This window comes from Trueperaceae bacterium (assembly GCA_031581195.1).
Lineage (GTDB): Bacteria > Deinococcota > Deinococci > Deinococcales > Trueperaceae > SLSQ01.
Window position 1 is genome coordinate 1 of the sequence record JAVLCF010000050.1, and the last position, 16,984, is coordinate 16,984.

Consider the following 16,984-nt stretch of genomic DNA (forward strand, 5'->3'; position numbering starts at 1 on the left):
CGAACTGCCGCTCGATGTGCGCCAGGGTGCTATCCAACGCCTTGCGTTTGCCGTCCGAGGCGGACGGAACGTCGTTCGAAGAGGCGTTCGGGGCGGGGTTCGAGGCGTCGTTTCGGGACGTGCGGGCGTTCGTCGTGGACATGGCGTCACCTCCAGGGGGACCGCGTCGCGCGCGCCACGGGGCGCCGCTCCGGCCGATACCTCAAATCCTAAGGTATCGGGGTGGGCCGGCGCAAGCGGCGCCGTTCCCGGAGGGCCTCGGCGGTGCGCCCCCCACCCCTGGGCTCGGACCGTGGACCGCGCTTAGGTGCGGTCCTCCCGCGGCACCGGCTCGATGCGGCGCAACGCCGCGAGATCCGGTGCGCCCGCCCCGTGCATGGCGACGCGCAGCTCGCCGATGAAGCGCCGCAGGACCGCCTCCACGGCGTCCACCGAGCGGGTGGCGGGCTCGAGCAGCGGCGCTGCGACCGCCGCGAGGTCGGCGCCGGAGGCGATCGCCTTCGCGACGTCGAGGCCGCTGCGCAGTCCCCCCGACGCGATCAGGGTCGCCCCCGGCGCCGCGGCGCGCGCCTCGCGCACGGCGCGGCGCGTGGGGATGCCCCACTCCGCGAGGTCCTCGCTACGGATCTCGCCCCAGCGGACCCACTGCTCGACGCGCGCCCAACTGGTGCCGCCGGCCCCCGCGACGTCGAACGCCGCGTAGCCGTGCCCGTCGAGGGTCGCGACGAGGTCGGCGGCGAGGCCGTGCCCGACCTCCTTGAGGAGCAACGGTCGACCGACCTCCGCGGGCAGCGTCCGCAGGGTCGGGACCAGCGCCCGGAAGTCGCCGTCGCCCCCCTCCTGCAGCGCCTCCTGCAGCGGGTTGGCGTGCAGCGCGAGGGCGTCGGCGCCGACCGCGTCGATCGCCCGCCGGATCGCGTCCGCGCCGTAGCCGCGGTTCAACTGCGCAACCCCGAGGTTCCCAAGGATCGGCACGTCCGGGGCGTGCGCCCGCACCGCGAACGTCGCGGTCGCCTCGGGCCGCTCCAGCATCACGCGTTGCGATCCCAGCATCATGCCGACGCCCACGCGTTGCGCCGCGATCGCCAGCCGCTCGTTCAACGTCGCGGAGAGGTCCGCCCCGCCGGTCATCGCACCGATCAACAGGGGCGCGGCGAGCGGACGGCGGAGGAAGGTCGTGCGGGGGTCGACGGTCGCCAGGTCGGTCTCGGGCAGCGCGCGGTAGGGCAGGTCGACCCGCTCGAAGCCGGTCGTCCGCGTGCGGTAGGCGACCGGCCCCGCGAGGCAGGCGTCGACGTGACGGCGTTTCCGGGTGGGGGCGTCGTCGGGCACCCGGTCACGCTACCGCGCGCGGCGGTAGGCTCGCCCGGTGAACGGTCGATCCCACCCCCCGCGCCGACGCGCACGCCGCGACGGCGTGCGCGTCGCGGTCGCGGCGCTCGCCCTCGCCGCGCTCGGGGCCTGCAGCCCCGGCGTCCCGTCCCCCTTCGCGCCGCCCCCCGGGGCGGCGCGGGTCGCCGCCGTCGTCGAGCGCTGCGACCTCGCCGGGCCCACCCCCGAGACGTGGACGGCGTGGTCGGAGGCGTGGATCGACGCCGCGGCGTCGGGCGCCGCGAAGGTGGACGCGTCGCGCGTCCTCGTGGGGCTGCGCCCGTCGCTCGGCCCGGCCGCGCGGGGCGCGACCGCCGCGTCGGCCGAGACGGTGGCGGCGCGGCACGGCCTCACGCTGGAGGCGCCCCGCGGCGGCGGCCCCCTCACCCCCCTTGGGGCGCGCGCCGCGCGCGCTTCGAGCGGCGCGGTCCGCATGCGCGTCGCCGCGGGCGACGCCCCCGCCGCCGCGGCGCGGCGGCTGCTGGACGACCCGGCGGTGGCGTACGCCCACCCCGACCCGATCGCGACCCCGATCCGGCCCGCCCGGGACGCCCCGGGCGGGTCCACCCCTCCGGAGGCGTCGGGCGCGGCGTTCCCGACCGATCCGTTGCTGTCCGCGCAGTGGCACCTGACCGACTTCGGGGCGCCGCAGGCGTGGCGCACCGAGCGCGGCTCGTCGCGCGTCACGGTCGCGGTGATCGACGGCGGGATCGACCTCGACCACCCCGACCTCGCCGCCCGCCTCGACGCCGGGTGGGACGTGTACGACGGCGACGACGACCCGTCCGGGATCGACGATCACGGGACGCACGTCGCGGGCATCGTCGCCGCGGTCGGCGGCAACGGCGTCGGCGGGCGCGGCGTGGCGCCCGAGGGCGTTCGGGTCCTGCCGGTGAAGGTCTTCGACGACCGGGGCGAAAGCCGCAAGGGCATGGGGTCGGCGAGCGACGTCGCCGACGCCGTCCGGTGGGTGGCGGGCCTCCCGGTCGACGGCCTCCCCCGCCGCGCGGCGCCGGTGGACGTCGCGAACCTCAGCTTGGGGTTCGAGGGAACCACCACGCCGATCCCCGCGATCGAGGCGGCGCTCCGCGACGCGCGCGCGGCCGGCGTGGTGGCCTTCGCCGCCACGGGCAACCTGCGCTCCGGGGAGCCGCGCGACCGGGCCGGGAGCGGCGTCCTGGCGCCCGCCAACGGCCCGTGCGCCGTCGCGGTCGGGAGCCTCGATGCGTCCCTCGCCCGCAGCGCCTTCTCGCGCTACTTCGCGACGCCCCCGACGGGGGGCGCGCACGGCGTCGATCTGGTCGCCCCGGGCGGCGTCGGTCCGGGCGGGGACGGGGTGTGGTCGACCGTCGCGAACGGCGGGTACGAGGCGCTCCAGGGCACCTCGATGGCGACGCCGTTCGTCGCCGGCGTCGCGGCCCTGCTGGCGTCGGACGACCCGACGCTCGCCGGCGACGCCCTGCTGACCGCCGTCCTCCGGGCCGCGGCCCGCCCGACCGACGCCGACCCGGACGCCGTCGGGCTCGGCGTGCCCTGCCCCGACGCGGCGCTGGGCGTCGGAACGCGCTGCGGGACGGCGTGGACCGCGCCCTGGGAGTGACCCCATGGAGGCATGCGCATGGACCTGACCCTCGACCGTGACCACCCGCGCTTGGGCGCCACCCCCGCTGCGCTGGAGGGGCTGTACGCCGGCCCCGCGAGCCCGCTCCCCGGCGCGCCGGCGGCCCGCCACGAGGCGGCGGAGGCGGCGCTCGCGGCGTACGACGTCCGCCGCTACGCATCGACGCGCAACCACCTCGAGGGGAACGTCTCGCGGCTGAACCCGTACGTCACGTGGGGGGTGCTGAGCCTCCGCGAGGTGCTGGCGTCGGTCCGCGCGAAGCACGGACGGATGGACAAGGACCTCGCGAAGTTCGTCGACGAGCTCGGCTGGAAGGCGTTCTTCCGCGAGGGCTTCCGCGCGCTCGGGGGCCGCGTCTACCGCAGCCTCGAGCCGTACAAGTACCCGACCGCCGAAAAGGCGCCCGGCCCCCCGCCCGGCGTCCCGGAGGGCGACACCGGCCTCCCCTGCATGGACCGACTCCTGGCCGACCTGGCGGCGAGCGGCTACCTGCACAACCACGGTCGCTTGTGGCTGGCGGGCTGGTGGGTGCACTACGCCGGGCACGCCTGGGAGGACGGCGAACGGTTCCTCTACCGGCGGCTGCTGGACGGCGAGCCCGGCCCGAACGCGTTGTCGTGGCAGTGGGTCGCGTCGACGTTCGGCGGCAAACCGTACGTCTTCGACGGCGCGAACCTCCGCCGGTTCGGGCTGGAGGGGTGCGACGGCGCGCCGTTCGACACCGACCGCGACACCCTCGACCGCCGCTACTTCGGGGGGTACGCCGGCGGGGGGTACGCCCGCCGGCCGAAGGAGCAACCGCGCACGGTGCGCGACGTTCCGGTCCCGCGCCTCCGGCGCGGTCCCGGCGACCGGCCGGTCGTGCTGCTGCACGCCGAACGCCTCTCCCGGCATGCCGCGGCGCTGGACGCCGCCCCGGACGCGCCGGTCGTCGTGATGCTCGACGCGCGTCGGCTCCGCGAGGAGGGCGGGACGTTCGGCCGCGTGGCGTTCGCCGCGGAGCTCGCGCTGGATCTGGTCCGCCACCTGCAGGGCGGAGGGCGCGAGGCGACGGCGTCCCTCGTGGAGGACGAGGACGCCCTCGCGGAGCGGGTGCGGGCCCTCGGGGGCGCCAGCGTCGTGACGCCGGGCTCGTGGCATCCCGGGACCTGGCGGACGTTGGCGCGCCTCGACGAACGCCTCCCGGTGTCCGTCGTCGAGGACGCCCCCTTCGCGCGGGTCGACGCGCCGCTTCGGTCGTTCAGCGCCTTCTGGAAGGTGGCGCGCCCGCAGGTCGTCGGGCGGTTCGACTGACCCCCGGCCGAGCGGCGGCGGTCAGAGGAGCGACGCGACGATCCGCCCGGCGGCGCCCGCGGCGACCGCCAACGTCGCGATCGCCGCGACGCCGGCGCCCTGCGAAATGCGGGCCGTGGCGGGCAGGCCCTGGCGCGCGAAGCCGTACAGCACCCCGCCGAGCACGCCGCCGACGTGCCCCCACAGCGAAACGCCGGGCACCGCGAAGCTGAACACCGTGATCAACGCCATCCACTGCAGCAGCGTGCGGGTGAGGGCGCGGTCGGCGTCGCTCCGGCCCCGCAGCACGTCGGCGAGGAGCGCCCCCGCGACGCCGAGCACGCCACCGGACGCCCCGACCAACACCACCGTGTCGCCCGCCTGCAGCACCCCCGTCGCCCACGCGCCGAGCGCGGTCCCGAGGACGAAGGCGCCGAGCAGGTCGCCGGCCCGCCGGCGGCGTTCGTAGAGGCGGCCCAAATCGAACAGCACCCAAGCGTTGAAGCCGACGTGCAGCACGCCGCCGTGCACGAGGGCGTACGACACCCAACGCCAGAGCGCCTCGCCGTCGGGCACCCCGGGGATGCCGACCAGGAACGCCGCCGCGGCGGAGCTCGGGCGCAACGCCCCGACGGCGGTGAGGACGGGGTCGAGGGTCCGGTCGAGCGCCTCCTGCGCACCGAACGCCGCGAGAATCGTGGCGACCAGCGCCAGCGTCGCGACGGGACGGTGGGTGCGGACGTGCGGAACGGCACGCCCGGCGGCCTCGAGGTGCGCGGCGTAGCGGGGTCGCCAGCCCTCCGGCGCCGCCTCGTAGGCGCGGCGCCAGAGGTCGCCGGCGGCGGCGTGCTCGGCGCGGTCGGCGGCGGTGGCGAGCACGGCGAACAGTTCGTGGGCGGGCACGCCGGAGGGGGGCGGCTGGAGGCGGCGTTGCGTTTCCGCGAGGCGCCCGCGGGCGGCGGCGAGGCGGGCGCCCGCCATCACCGCGACCCGTTCGGTGAGGGGGCCCGCCTCGTCGGCTTCGGCGTCGCGCGCGAGGCGCGCGGCGAGCGCGTCCGCGTCGTCGAGCCGGCCGCGGGCGAGGAGGGCGCGCATCCGCGCGTCGTCCACCAACGCGAGGTTGTCGGCCTCCGCGGGGCCGGTCGCCTCCGCCGGGCGGTCGGGCGCATCGGCGAGGACGTCGTCCCACCGTTCGCTCGCCGCCCACCACTGGACGCGGAGGAGGTGGGCGTCGTCGGGCAGCCACCGTCCGGCGGCGTCGAGGTCACCCCGCCGGAGCGCCGCCTGCGCCACCACGCGGGCGATGCCGTGGCGGGCGGGCGGCGTCCAGTACGCCACCCGCGTCGCGGCGCGCGCGACGCCGTACGCCCCGGCCCGCCCGAGCGACGGCAACGCGATCGGCGCCAGGACGTACGCGGCGGCGACCGCGAGCGCGAGGGTCGCGAGGGGATCGTCGCCGCTGCTCGCGACCTCGCTCGCGAGGACCGCCAGCGCCAGGCCGGTCGCCGCGAGGGTCTTCGCCGGGAGTTCGCTCCAGGGGGGCGCGAGGCGGCGGCTCCAGCGGACGGCGTAGGCGCCGGTGATCGCCAGGACGAGGGCGGCGAGGGCGAGATCGCTCATGGGCGGGAGGGTACCGCCTCGCGCCCGTGCGGTAGACTGCGGCCGCGACGCCGAAGCTGCGACGGACGTGCGTTCGCACCGCCGGTGCGCGCCGTCGCCGTTCGGACGTCGCGACCGCGAACGTCGAAACGTCGCCTGGAGGTTCCGTGTCGCTGCTGTTGGCCGTGTCGTTCGGACTCCTCGGCTACCTGTTGGGGGCCGTGCCCGCCGGGCTCGTCGTCGCGCGCCTGCGCGGCGTCGACATTCGCCAAGTCGGGTCGGGCAACATCGGCGCGACGAACGTCCTGCGCGCCGTGGGTCCCGGCGCCGCCGCGGTCGTCGCGATCCTCGACCCCCTCAAGGGCGCCCTCGCGGTCCTCGTGCCCACCCTCCTCGGCTTGGACCCGTGGACGGTCGCCTTCATCGGCTTCGCGACGGTTCTCGGCAACGACTACAACGTGTTCCTGCGCTTCGGGGGCGGCAAGGGCGTCGCGACCAGCTTCGGGGTGTTCCTCGTCGTCGACCCCACGCACGCGCTCGTCGGGCTGGCGGTCGCGCTGATCGCGATGGTGATCGGTCGCTACGTCTCGCTCGGGTCGCTCGTCGGCGCGTCGTCGGTCCCGCTGATGCTCCTGGCCTCCGGCGCCGCGGCGCCGGTGGACGTCACCCTCGCGGCGACGCTCGTCGCGCTCATGTTCGTGCGGCACCGGGAGAACCTGGTCCGCCTCGCGGCGGGAACGGAGCGGCGGCTCGGCACGCCGCGCGACGCCGGCTGACGCCGGCGTCAGCGCGACGGCGTGGGCGGCGCGGGGGGGACGGGCGCGGGTCGCGCCGCCCGGCGCGCGCGTTGGACGATCACGATCCCGGTGATGACGATCGCGCCCCCGACCAGCGTGAGGGGGGCCGGGACCTCCCCCAGCAACGCCCACGAGGCGGCGAGCGCGACGACCGGCACGCCGTACAGCATCGTCGCGACGCGCGTGACCGGCGCGCGCGATTGGGCGTACGTGAACAGCGTGTAGGCGACCGCGGAGGGGAACAGCCCGACGTACGCCGCCGCGACCCAGGCGTCGGCGGGCGCCGCCGCGAGGGTGCCGGGCAGGCCGGGGAGGAACAGGACCATCGGCACCGTCCCCGCCCACGTCACGAAGGCGGTCGTCTCCAGCGGCCGGTAGCGGGTCAGGATGCGTTGCTGCAGCACGAAGTAGAGGCTGGTCCCGACCGCCGCGAGGACCAGGAACCCGGCGAACGGATCGAACCGCAAGGCGTCGCCGTCCCCGAGCGCGATCAGGACCACCCCGAGGAAGCTCGTGAGGCTGCCCGCCCAGGCGCGGCGCGACATGCGTTCCCCCAGGAGGATCGCGGCGAACACCGCCGTGAGGGCCGGCGCGGACGCGATGATGAGGCTCGTGGCGCCGGCGGAGACGCGCAGTTCGCCGGCGTTCAGGGCCGTGTGGTAGACGAAGATGCCGAGGAAGCCCAGCAGGGCGAAGGTGGGGACGTCGGCGGCGCGCGGGCGGAGGCGGACGCCGGCGACGCGGAGGAACGCGAGGAAGGCGAGCGAGGCGACGAGGTGCCGCATCAGCGTCAGGTGCGCGACCCCGAGCCCCTCGAGGCCGATCTTGATGACGGGGAACGCCGACCCCCAGAGCACGACGACCCCGAGCAGCGCGGCGTACGCCAACGCCGGCATCAGCGCGCCGAACGCCTCAACTGGGCAGCTCCACCGGACGGCCGCAGGCGCAGATCTCCCCCTCGCGCATGGTGACGGTGCCGGTCCGGCGGTACCAGAGGGCGCCGCAGTCGGGACAGCGGACCTCGTCGCCGGCGTCGGCGAGCGAGCGGATGGCGTCGGGCCCGATCCAGCGGCGTTCGCCGCACCAGTGACAGACCGCTTCGGCGCCGCCGTCCTCGGCGATCATGCGTTCGCGCTCGTCGGGCGTGAAGTACGCCAGCGCCTCGAGCGCCTTTTGGTCGCTGCACCGGCAGGCGAACCGGAGCGGCAACGCCTCGTCGGTCATCAACCCCATCTCCATGCCCCACGTCAGTTCGTGGAGGCTGGCCAGGAGCCCGTCGCGGCGCATGCCGTCGGTCAGCGACCCGAACGCCCGGACGTTGGCTTCGAGGAGGTCCAGGGCGGCGTCCGGCGCGCCCGGCATCGCCTGCAGGATCACGCCGCCGGCGGTGTGGACCGCGCCCCCCTCGAAGTACACCCCCAACAGCACCGCGGAGGGGATCTGTTCGCTACGCGCGAGGAACCCCGCGACGTCCTCGCCGATCTCGCCCGAGGCGAGCTCGACCGAGCTCGAGAACGGGTCGCCGTAGGGGGCGTGCGACCGGATGACTTCGATCGAGCCCTGCCGCCCGACGGCGCCACCGACGTCGAGTTTGCCGTCGTCGCGGAGGGGTGGCGCGACGTCGGGTCGGGCGACGTACCCGCGCACGCTGCCGTCGAGACCGCCCTCGCTGATGATCCCCCCAAGCGGCCCACCCCCGTCGATGCGCAGCGTCACGCGGTCGTCGGGGTGCTTGAGCAGGACGTGCGACAGCAGGCTCGTCGCGGTCAACGTCCGCCCGAGCGCCGCGCCGGCGGTCGGGCTCGTCCGGTGGCGTCGGACGGCGTCGTCGACGAGGTCGGTCGTGTCGGCGGCGATCGCGCGGATCGCGCCGTCGGCGGTCAAGCCGCGAAGCAGGTGAGCCATGACGTTCCACCTTCCGAAGGGTCGTAGCGTGCGGGGCCGTGCGGGTCGTGCGTCCCCGGCGCCGCGCCGGGGACGCCGCGCGGCGGGCGCGGAACCGGCGAAGAGTCTAGCCGTCCGGCGCCGGGCCGGCGCCGCCCGGCGCGACGCCCGCCTCGGCGGCGAGGCTCCGGACCGCCTCGAGGGACGCGGCGGGCACGAGGCCGGAGACGTCGGCGCCGTAGCGGGCGAGCTCCTTGACGCGCGAGGAGGACACGTACGACCAGCGGGTGGCGGTCATGATGAACGTCGTCTCGACGTCGGCGTTGAACTGGCGGTTGAGGTGCGCCATCTGCAGTTCGTACTCGAAGTCGCTGATGGCGCGCAGGCCCTTGACGATCACGCGCCCCTCGACCCGCCGCATGTAGTCCACCAGCAGCCCCTGGAAGCGGTCGACCTGCACCGTCTCGAGGTCCGCGGTCGCCTCGCGCAGGATGGCGACGCGGCGCCCGACGTCGAACGCGGCGCGCTTGGCGGGGTTGTCGAGCACCGCGACCGTGAGCCGGTCGTAGATGCGCGCGGCGCGGTGGATGAGGTCGACGTGCCCGTTGTGGAGCGGATCGAAACTGCCGGGGTAGACGGCGTGGATCATGGGCGCGACGATACCGCGCGGCCGGAGGCGCCCTGCGCGAAGCGGCCCGCGAGACCCAACGCGAGGGCTTCGATCGCCCAGGCGGGATCGCGCGCGCCGGTCTTCACCGCCTTTTCCGCCTCCTGCAGCGCCTCCAGCAGGGCGCGGAGCGACGCCTCGTCGAGCCCCCGCGCGATCTTCATGGCTTTGCCCGCCGGGAACGGCGCGACCTGCAACGCGCGGGCCGCCTCCCCGTCGGGGACGTCCCCCTCCCGCGCGCGCAGCGCGACCGCCTTGGCGACGAGCGTGAGTTGCCAGCCGACCGCGCCGAGGATGCGTGGCGGCGCGTCGCCCGCGTCGAGCAACAGCCGCGCGGTCCGCACCGCGGTGGCGGCGTCCCCGGCGGTGATCGCGTCGATCATGTCGAACGCGTCGCGGCTCGCGGGCCGCTGCACGAGCGCCGCGACGCGCTCCTCGTCGAGGCGTCCGTCGAGCACCGCGAGTTTCGCGATCTCCGACGCGAGGCCGGGCAGGTCCTCCCCGAACAGGTCGGCGAGGAGGGCCGCGACGCCGGGCGTGGCGTCCACGCCGGCGTCGCGAAGCTCCCCCGCGATCCAGCCCCGGAGCTTCCCGAAGCGGGGGGTGGGCAGGAACGTCCAGTCGCCCAACGCCCGCCAGCGCTTCTGCCGCGCGGGCGTCGCCGGCGGGTCCATCGCCACGATCGCGGCGTCGTCGGGCACCGCCTCCAGCGCCTTCATGACGGCGGTGCGGGCGGTGGCGCCCGCCTGCCCGCGGAAGGCCGCCTCGAAATCGAGGAGCAGCACCGCCCGGCCGAACAGGCCGCCCTGGGCGGCGGCGTCGCGGAGGCGTTCGGCGTCGAGCCCTTCGCCGAGCTCGATGCGTTCGTCGCCCGGCCCCAGGGTCTCGTGCAGCGCCGCGAGGGCGGCGCGCCGGACGAGGAACGGGTCGCCCCCGAAGGCGCGGATCACGCCGCGACCTCGCGGCGGACGCCGTGGAGGGCGGCGCGCATGGCGTCCGCGTCGGGGAACCGCGCGGCGGGATCGCGCGCGAGGCCGCGCCGCAACCAGGGCGCGAGCGCGGCGCCCGCGCCGGGGGGCGCCGCGAGGGGGAGGTCGGCCCCGCCGGCGGCGACGCGGAGCGCCTCCGAACCCCACGGGGGCGTGCCGACGAGGGCGTGGTAGAGCGTCGCGGTGAGCGCGTAGAGGTCGCTGCGGGGGTCACCGCGCGCGCCGTCGAACTGCTCGGGCGCCATGTAGTGCGGGGTCCCGAGCGCGGTGTCGGCGCCGGTGATCGCGGCGAGGCCGAGGTCCTTCGCGAAACCGAAGTCGGTGAGGATCGGCCGGTCGCCCCGCACCAGCACGTTGTCCGGCTTGACGTCGTGGTGCACGACGCCGTGCCGGTGCGCGTCGGCGAGGGCGGCGAGCAGGGCGTCGGCGAAGCGGACGACGCGGGGCGCGGGCAACGGTCCGCCCCGCACCAGCACCGCGAGGCTGGGGCCGGGCACGTACGGGTAGACGAGCGCACCGTCGCGCGTCTCGACGAGCGGCAGGATGCCGGGGTGGTCGAGTTTCGTGACGACCTCCGCTTCGCGGGCGAGGCGGCGTTCGAGCGTGGGGTGGAACCCCACGAGGCGTTTGACGACGACGAGGCGACCCGCAGGGCCCCCGAGACGGGCGATCTCGACGCGGACCGGCCCGTTCTCCGCGAGCACGCGCACGGTGCGCAGCATGGGGGACGCTACCACGCGGGTTCGAAGCGCAGCGCCCCCTCCCGGTCGGTGCGGCGGACCTCGGCGCCGGCGTCGGCGATGCGGCGCAGGACGTCGGGGGCGGGGTGCGCGTAGCGGTCGCCGCCGGCGGAGATCGCGACGACGTCGGGGGCGGCCGCGCGGAGCAGCGCGGTCCCGGTCGAGTGCGACGAGCCGTGGTGCGGCGCGACCAGGAGGGGTGTGCGGGGGACCGCCAGGTCGACCTCGACGGCGGTGGGGACGTCGCCGGCCAGCAGCGCCCACGCCCGGTCGCGCCAGTCGATGCGCAGCACGACCGAATCGCGGTTCGCGTCGCCGCTCGGGCGCGGCGTGGGGTGCAGCACGTGGAGGGTGACGTCCCCCAACGCCAGGCGCATCCCGCGCCGCAGCTCGCGGGTGGGGACGCCCTCGGCGCGGGCGACCTCCGCGAGGTGCCTCCAGATCGGGCGGTCGGGGGCGGGGTGCCCGTACGCGAGGGTCCCGACCGGGAGCGCCCGCACGACCGAGGCGAGGCCCTCGGCGTGGTCGGCGTCGGCGTGGGTGGCGACGACGGCGCGGAGGCGGTGCACCCCGAGCGCGCGGAGGGCGGGCACGACGACCTCCGCGCCGACGTCGAAGTCGCCGTAGGGGGTGCCGCCCCCGTCGATCAGGACCGCGCCCTCGCCGGGCACGCGCAGGAGCAGCGCGTCGCCCTGCCCGACGTCGAGCACCCACAGGGCCGGCCGGGCCGCCGCCGGCGCCCCCCAGGCGGAGGCGACGAGGGAGGCGACCGCCACGCCGCTCGCGACCGCCGTCAGGGTCCGCAGCTGGAGGCGTCCGCGCACCGCGAGGGCGGCGGCGACCGCGAGGAGCCCCCACCGGACGGCGTCGCCCGCGCCGAGCGTCCCGCCGGTCAGGCGGGGGCCGCGGGCCGCGAGGTCGGCGACGGCGAGCAGCGCGCCCGCCCCGAGGTCGGGGATCGCCCCCACGAACGGCGCGACGGGCGGGACGAGCGCACCGACGAGGGCGGCGGGCGCGCCGGCGGGCAGCAGGAGGGTGGTGAGGGGCACCGCGACGAGGTTGACGAGCGGTCCGGCGAGCGCCGCTTCGCCGAACGCGCCGAGCACCCACGGGAGGCCCGCCGCCCAGGCCGACGTCCCGACCGCCAGCCCGCCGAGCGTCCAGGTGGCGGGGTGGCGGGGTCCGAAGCGGTCCGCCGCCCGCTCCGCGAGGGGCGCCCCGATCCCGAGGATCCCGAGCAGCGCCAGGTAGGACAGGACGAAGGCCAGATCGAAGAGCCAATCGGGGCGCGCGACGAGCGTGAGGAGGGCCGCGAGGGCGAGGGTCGTGAAGGGCGACGCCCGGCCCACGCCGCGCGCCGCGAGGAGGCCGGCGGCACCGGTCATCGCCGCGGCCCGCACGAGGCTGGGGGTGGGGCCGATCCAGGCGGCGAACGCGGCGGCGGCGACGGCGACCCCGACGCCGCGCGCGGGACCGAGGGGGGCAAGCAGCGCCCCGAGGGCGCCGGCCAGGATCCCCAGGTGCAACCCCGAGAGCGCCAGGACGTGCGCGAGGCCGGCCTCCGCGAAGCGGGTCCGGAGCGGACCGGCCTCCTCCCGCTCGCCGAGCACGAGGGCGCGCAGGAGGGTGCCGCGCTCGCCGCCCCCACCGGCGACCAGCGCCGCGCGGAGGCGGGCGCGGAGGCCGGTCGGGGGCACCGCCATGGGGACGGCGTCGACGAACAGGACGTGGTGGGCGCCGCGGCGCCGCGCCCACGCGCGGGCGTCGAAGCCGCCGGGGTTGTCCGCCCCCTGCGTCGCTGCGAGGCGTCCCCGCACGCGGACGGTGCCGCGCGGGACCGCCCCGACCGGGCGAAGCACGACGCGCGCCGACGTGCCGGCGACGTCGAGGAAGCGCCCGTCGCTGCGGCCGGCGAGCTCGACGACGTCGCCCGCGAGGGGCGCGAGCGGTGCGGGGCGCGCCTCGCGGGCGGCGTGGCGGACCGCGCCGAGCGGGAGCGCGACGGCGAGGACCAGGGCGGCGCGAACCGCCGCGCGCCGGGCCGGCCCGGGCGGGGGCCGCAGCCCGGCGAGCGCCCCCGCGAGCGCCAGGACGGTGGCGGTGGCGACCGCGGCGGGCCCACCGGCGGCGTGCCCCGCGATCCCGGCCGCCACGCCGAGGGCGGCGGGGACGGGCCACGGCACGAACGGCGGGGCGGGTTCGGGGGTGGCGGCGTGCGTCACGGCCGGACGTGCTCGCGGACGCCGTCGAGGGTGGCGGGCCCGATGCCGGAGACGCGGACGAGGTCGTCGACGGCGTGGAACGGTCGCGCCTCGACGATGCGCGCGGCGAGCGCCGGCCCGATGCCGGGCAGGGTCGCGAGGAGGCGGGGGGACGCCTCGTTGAGCGACACGCGGGCGTCCCCGCGCGGCGTACCGCGGGCGGGGACGCGGACGGTCGCGCCGTCGACGAGGGGGCGTCGCGGGTCGAGGAGGTCGGTCGCGGCGGCGGGCGTGGGGCCGCCGGCGGCGGCGAGCGCGTCGGCGACGCGCGCGCCCCAGGACAGCGTGACGGGGCCCGGCCGGTGGACCTCGCCGGCCACCTGGACCTGCAAGGGCGCCCGCTCGGGGGGTGGGAGCGGCGGCGGAGCGAGGAGGCGCGGGGCGAGCTCGAGCGCGACCGAGCCGAACGTCAGGGCCAGCAGCAGCGCAGCGAGGGGGGCGTCGCGGGGCACGCCCGCACGCTAGCGACGCGGGGTGCGGAGCGGCGCCGGCGGGGGGAGGAATGCGGACGGGCGCGGGGAGGTTCCCCGCGCCCGTCTACGCGTCGGTGCGGTGGCGGCGCTCAGCGCGCCGCGGCGTACTTCGCGGCGACCGCGTCCCAGTTCACGAGGTTCCAGAAGGCGGCCACGTAGTCCGGTCGGCGGTTCTGGTAGTGCAGGTAGTAGGCGTGCTCCCACACGTCGAGACCGAGGATGGGCACGTCGCCGTCCATGTAGGGGCTGTCCTGGTTCGCGGTGCTGTAGACCGCGAGGTCACCGCCGGGCTTGACGACCAGCCACGCCCACCCGCTGCCGAAGCGGCCGGTGGCGGCGGCGTCGAAGGCGCTTCGGAAGGCGTCGAACGAGCCGAAGGTCGTCTGGATCGCGGCGGCCAGGTCGCCGGTCGGTTCGCCGCCACCCTGGGGCGAGAGGATCTCCCAGAACAGGTTGTGGTTCGCGTACCCGCCGCCGTTGTTGCGGACCGCGGTCGGCAGGGCGTCGGCGCCGCGCCGCAGGATGGTTTCGATGGGTTCGCCGTCCATGTCGGTGCCCTCGACGGCCGCCGCCAGCTTGCTGGCGTACCCGCCGTGGTGCTTCCCGTGGTGGATCTCCATCGTGCGCGCGTCGATGTGCGGCTCGAGCGCATCGACGGCGTAGGGCAGGTTCGGAAGGTCGTACGCCATGGTGGTACCCCCTAGCGAGAATGTGGTCGGGCGCGAAGCGGCCGCGTGCCGGTCGTCCGGGCCCGTGTCCGGCGCGAGGGTAGCAGAGCGTCCCGCCGCCCCCTGCGCGCTCCGTTACAGGGCGACGCCGCAAACGAGAAGGGACGATCGTCCCGATTGGGGGCGACGCGACACGGGGTTCGGCGGGGCGACCTGCTAGATTCCGGGGCATGGCGAAGCGTGGTGCAGGCAACGCGGAGGCGAAGGCGGGCGGCGCGAAGAGCCGCAGCAAGAAGCGCACCGGGGCGACCCAGCCGAAGGCGAGCCGCGCCCCCTGGATCGTGGGGGCGGTCGGCGTCGCGGCGTTGATCGCGGTCCCGATCGCGCTGGAGGTCGCGCGGTCGGCGAGCCTGCCGGGCGAGCGCTTCCCGAGTCAAGGCAACCGGCACGTCGCGCTGGGCACGAACGTGCCGGCGTACAACTCCGACCCGCCGACGTCGGGGCCGCACACGAACGAGCTCGCGGCGTGGGGCACGTACGAACCCGGCGACGCCCCGCACGACCAGCGATTGATCCACAACATGGAGGACGGCGGCGTGATCGTCTGGTACCGCCCGGCGGGCGACCCGGACGCGACGAACGCGCGGCTGGCGGCCCTCGAGGACGTGACGGCGCGCTACCGGCGGGTCGTGATCGCGCCGCGGCCGGACATGCCCACCGACTTCGCGATGACCGCCTGGCAGCGCCTGCAACGCTTCGACGCGATCGATCCCGAGGGGATGGGCGCGTTCCTGGCGGCGTTCGAAGGGATCGACCACCACGTTCCCTGAGCGCGGGCGGTCGCCGCCGCCGCGCGACCGCCCCGCCGCCCGTCATCGCGTAGGATTTCGGGCATGAACCGACGCATCCTCATCCTCGTGACCCTCGCCGCCGCGGTCGCCGTGGCCGGCTTCGTGTGGTTCGTTCCCTCCGGCGCGTCCGGCTCCCAAGCGGCGTCCGCCGCGGGCGACGACCTCGCCCTCGCCGAGCAGCCGCGCCTCGGGGCCACGGACGCCCCCGTCGAGGTGGTCGTCTTCGAGGACTTCCTCTGTCCGCACTGCGGCACGTTCGTCGAGAACGTCGCGCCGCGCCTGAAGCGCGACTACGTCGACGGCGGCGACGTGGCGTACTACATGAAGAACTTCGTCGTGATGGGGCCCGAATCCGAGCGCGTCGCGCAGGTCGGCGAGTGCGTCGCGGAGCAGGGCGACGACGCCTTCTGGCGCTTCGAGGAGGTCGCCTTCCGGGCGCAGGACACGCTGAACGAGGCGAACGCCGTCGCGCTCGCCGAGCGCTACGTCGACGACCTCGACGCCGACGACCTGCAGGCGTGCATCGCCAGCGGACGCGGCCTCGAGGCGGTGAAGGCGGACGGCGAACGCGCCGACGCGCTCGGGCTACGCGGGACCCCGTCGGTCGTCGTGAACGGCGCCTTCGTGCCGGCCGCCAACTACGACGACGTGACCGCCGCCATCGACGACGCGCTCGCCGACGCGCGGTGACGCAGAGCCCTCCCGAGGGGTCCCCGCCCGACGCGGTCCAGGACCTCGCGCTGTACGGCGCCTGGGTGGTGGCGATCGCCGCGACCCTCGGGAGCCTGTACTACAGCGAGGTCCGCCAGTTCGTTCCCTGCACGTTGTGTTGGTACCAACGTATCCTCATGTACCCGCTCGTGTGGCTGCTGGGCCTCGCCGCCTGGCGCCGCGACCCGCGCGTCGTCGGGTACGCCCTCCCCCTCGCGGGGCTCGGCGCGGTCGTGGCGGCGTTCCACGTCGCGGAGCAGAAGATCCCCGGGTTCGGGGGGATCGGGGCCTGCAACGCCGGCGTCCCGTGCAGCGCGGCGTACGTCGAGTACGCCGGGTTCGTCACGATCCCGGTGATGGCGTTCGCCGCGTTCGCCCTGATCGGGGTCGCGTTGGGCGTCGTCGTGATGCGCCGCCGCTGAAGCCGCCCGCCGCGGCTGCTACACTCGCAAGCGAAGGGATGGAGCGGTGAGCGACGCACCACGGCCCGACGGCGACGACGCCCCCCGGCGCGAGGCTCCGCCCGCGATCGGGATCACCCGCATGTGCCTCAAGAGCGGCGGCGTGCAGGTGCCGCACGTCCTCGCCGGCCGCCTGCCGGAGGGCGAGGTGGCGGCGTACGACGCCGACGCCGACGCCCCCCTCACGCTGTACGCCGAGCCCCCCCGCCGCCTCGAGGGGCTGGAGGCGTACTTCGAACGGCACGACGTGGAGGTGAACGACGAACTCCTCGTCGACCTCGACGGGGACGTGGTGACGCTGTCGCTCCGCAAGCGCCCCCGCCGCGACGTGCCCGACGTCACCCCGAGCACCTGGACGAGCCTGCGCGAGCCGACGCCCGCCGTGCCCGCCCCGGACCCGGCGCCGCCCGCCGGCGCCCCGCCGGAGGCCGGAGGCGACGCGTTCGCGTCGCTCGACGCGGGCGACCCCGACCCGGCGATGCTGACGGGCGAGGCGCCCGAACCGCTCGGGTGGGAGGACGACGTCCCCCGCGCCCCGCGCGTCCGCTCGCACCCCGAGGGACGCGACGTGCCCCCACCCCCCGAGAACGACCCGTTCGCGTGGACCGAGGACGTCGAC

At 76.6% G+C, this 16,984-nt stretch carries 17 protein-coding genes; 7 read left to right on the forward strand and 10 right to left on the reverse strand.

The window, feature by feature from the left end; genetic code table 11:
• Positions 1 to 303: 303 nt before the first annotated feature.
• Entirely contained in the window at positions 304 to 1,332 is a 1,029-nt protein-coding gene (fni, locus tag RI554_06205) for a type 2 isopentenyl-diphosphate Delta-isomerase (protein MDR9391604.1), read from the reverse strand.
• A gap of 37 nt (positions 1,333 to 1,369) precedes the next feature.
• Here fni and RI554_06210 point away from each other — a divergent pair, with 37 nt between their 5' ends.
• Both RI554_06210 and RI554_06215 read left to right on the forward strand, forming a co-directional pair.
• Positions 1,370 to 2,971: a S8 family serine peptidase gene (locus RI554_06210; protein MDR9391605.1), complete on the forward strand. Its 1,602-nt coding sequence runs from the start codon at positions 1,370 to 1,372 to the stop codon at positions 2,969 to 2,971.
• Between the two features lie 18 nt (positions 2,972 to 2,989).
• A complete protein-coding gene (locus RI554_06215) occupies positions 2,990 to 4,285 on the forward strand; it encodes an FAD-binding domain-containing protein (protein MDR9391606.1) in 1,296 nt (431 codons plus the stop codon).
• 21 nt (positions 4,286 to 4,306) lie between these two features.
• On the opposite strand, the gene RI554_06220 is transcribed toward RI554_06215, so the two are convergent.
• Positions 4,307 to 5,884, reverse strand: a complete 1,578-nt coding sequence (locus RI554_06220) for a rhomboid family intramembrane serine protease (protein MDR9391607.1) — start codon at positions 5,882 to 5,884, stop codon at positions 4,307 to 4,309.
• 146 nt (positions 5,885 to 6,030) lie between these two features.
• On the opposite strand from RI554_06220, the gene plsY reads away from it, so the two are divergent.
• A complete protein-coding gene (plsY, locus tag RI554_06225; GenBank protein ID MDR9391608.1) occupies positions 6,031 to 6,639 on the forward strand; it encodes a glycerol-3-phosphate 1-O-acyltransferase PlsY in 609 nt (202 codons plus the stop codon).
• A gap of 8 nt (positions 6,640 to 6,647) precedes the next feature.
• On the opposite strand, the gene RI554_06230 is transcribed toward plsY, so the two are convergent.
• The 8 genes from RI554_06230 to RI554_06265 all read right to left on the reverse strand — a co-directional run bounded on the left by RI554_06230 (position 6,648) and on the right by RI554_06265 (position 14,363).
• Complete coding sequence (locus tag RI554_06230; protein MDR9391609.1) at positions 6,648 to 7,556, reverse strand: DMT family transporter; 909 nt, start codon at positions 7,554 to 7,556, stop codon at positions 6,648 to 6,650.
• Between the two features lie 16 nt (positions 7,557 to 7,572).
• Entirely contained in the window at positions 7,573 to 8,565 is a 993-nt protein-coding gene (locus tag RI554_06235; protein ID MDR9391610.1) for an Hsp33 family molecular chaperone HslO, read from the reverse strand.
• A 106-nt stretch (positions 8,566 to 8,671) separates the two neighbouring features.
• A complete protein-coding gene (gene coaD, locus RI554_06240) occupies positions 8,672 to 9,193 on the reverse strand; it encodes a pantetheine-phosphate adenylyltransferase (GenBank protein MDR9391611.1) in 522 nt (173 codons plus the stop codon).
• On the reverse strand, positions 9,190 to 10,161 hold the full coding sequence (holA, locus tag RI554_06245; GenBank protein ID MDR9391612.1) for a DNA polymerase III subunit delta: 972 nt from the start codon (positions 10,159 to 10,161) through the stop codon (positions 9,190 to 9,192). The genes coaD and holA overlap by 4 nt, the downstream gene beginning before the upstream one ends.
• Positions 10,158 to 10,922, reverse strand: coding sequence for a serine/threonine-protein kinase (locus RI554_06250; protein ID MDR9391613.1), 765 nt, complete (start codon positions 10,920 to 10,922; stop codon positions 10,158 to 10,160). The genes holA and RI554_06250 overlap by 4 nt, the downstream gene beginning before the upstream one ends.
• An 8-nt stretch (positions 10,923 to 10,930) precedes the next feature.
• Complete coding sequence (locus tag RI554_06255; GenBank protein MDR9391614.1) at positions 10,931 to 13,162, reverse strand: ComEC/Rec2 family competence protein; 2,232 nt, start codon at positions 13,160 to 13,162, stop codon at positions 10,931 to 10,933.
• Positions 13,159 to 13,653, reverse strand: coding sequence for a helix-hairpin-helix domain-containing protein (locus tag RI554_06260; protein ID MDR9391615.1), 495 nt, complete (start codon positions 13,651 to 13,653; stop codon positions 13,159 to 13,161). The genes RI554_06255 and RI554_06260 overlap by 4 nt, the downstream gene beginning before the upstream one ends.
• Positions 13,654 to 13,763: 110 nt before the next feature.
• A complete protein-coding gene (locus RI554_06265) occupies positions 13,764 to 14,363 on the reverse strand; it encodes a superoxide dismutase (GenBank protein ID MDR9391616.1) in 600 nt (199 codons plus the stop codon).
• A gap of 209 nt (positions 14,364 to 14,572) precedes the next feature.
• Here RI554_06265 and RI554_06270 point away from each other — a divergent pair, with 209 nt between their 5' ends.
• From RI554_06270 to RI554_06285, 4 genes are all read left to right on the forward strand, one after another.
• A complete protein-coding gene (locus RI554_06270) occupies positions 14,573 to 15,172 on the forward strand; it encodes a DUF3105 domain-containing protein (GenBank protein MDR9391617.1) in 600 nt (199 codons plus the stop codon).
• Positions 15,173 to 15,235: 63 nt separating this feature from the next.
• A complete protein-coding gene (locus RI554_06275; protein MDR9391618.1) occupies positions 15,236 to 15,883 on the forward strand; it encodes a thioredoxin domain-containing protein in 648 nt (215 codons plus the stop codon).
• Positions 15,880 to 16,326: a disulfide oxidoreductase gene (locus RI554_06280; protein MDR9391619.1), complete on the forward strand. Its 447-nt coding sequence runs from the start codon at positions 15,880 to 15,882 to the stop codon at positions 16,324 to 16,326. The genes RI554_06275 and RI554_06280 overlap by 4 nt, the downstream gene beginning before the upstream one ends.
• A 46-nt stretch (positions 16,327 to 16,372) precedes the next feature.
• Positions 16,373 to 16,984: hypothetical protein (locus RI554_06285; protein MDR9391620.1), on the forward strand; the 612-nt coding region annotated here is incomplete at its 3' end.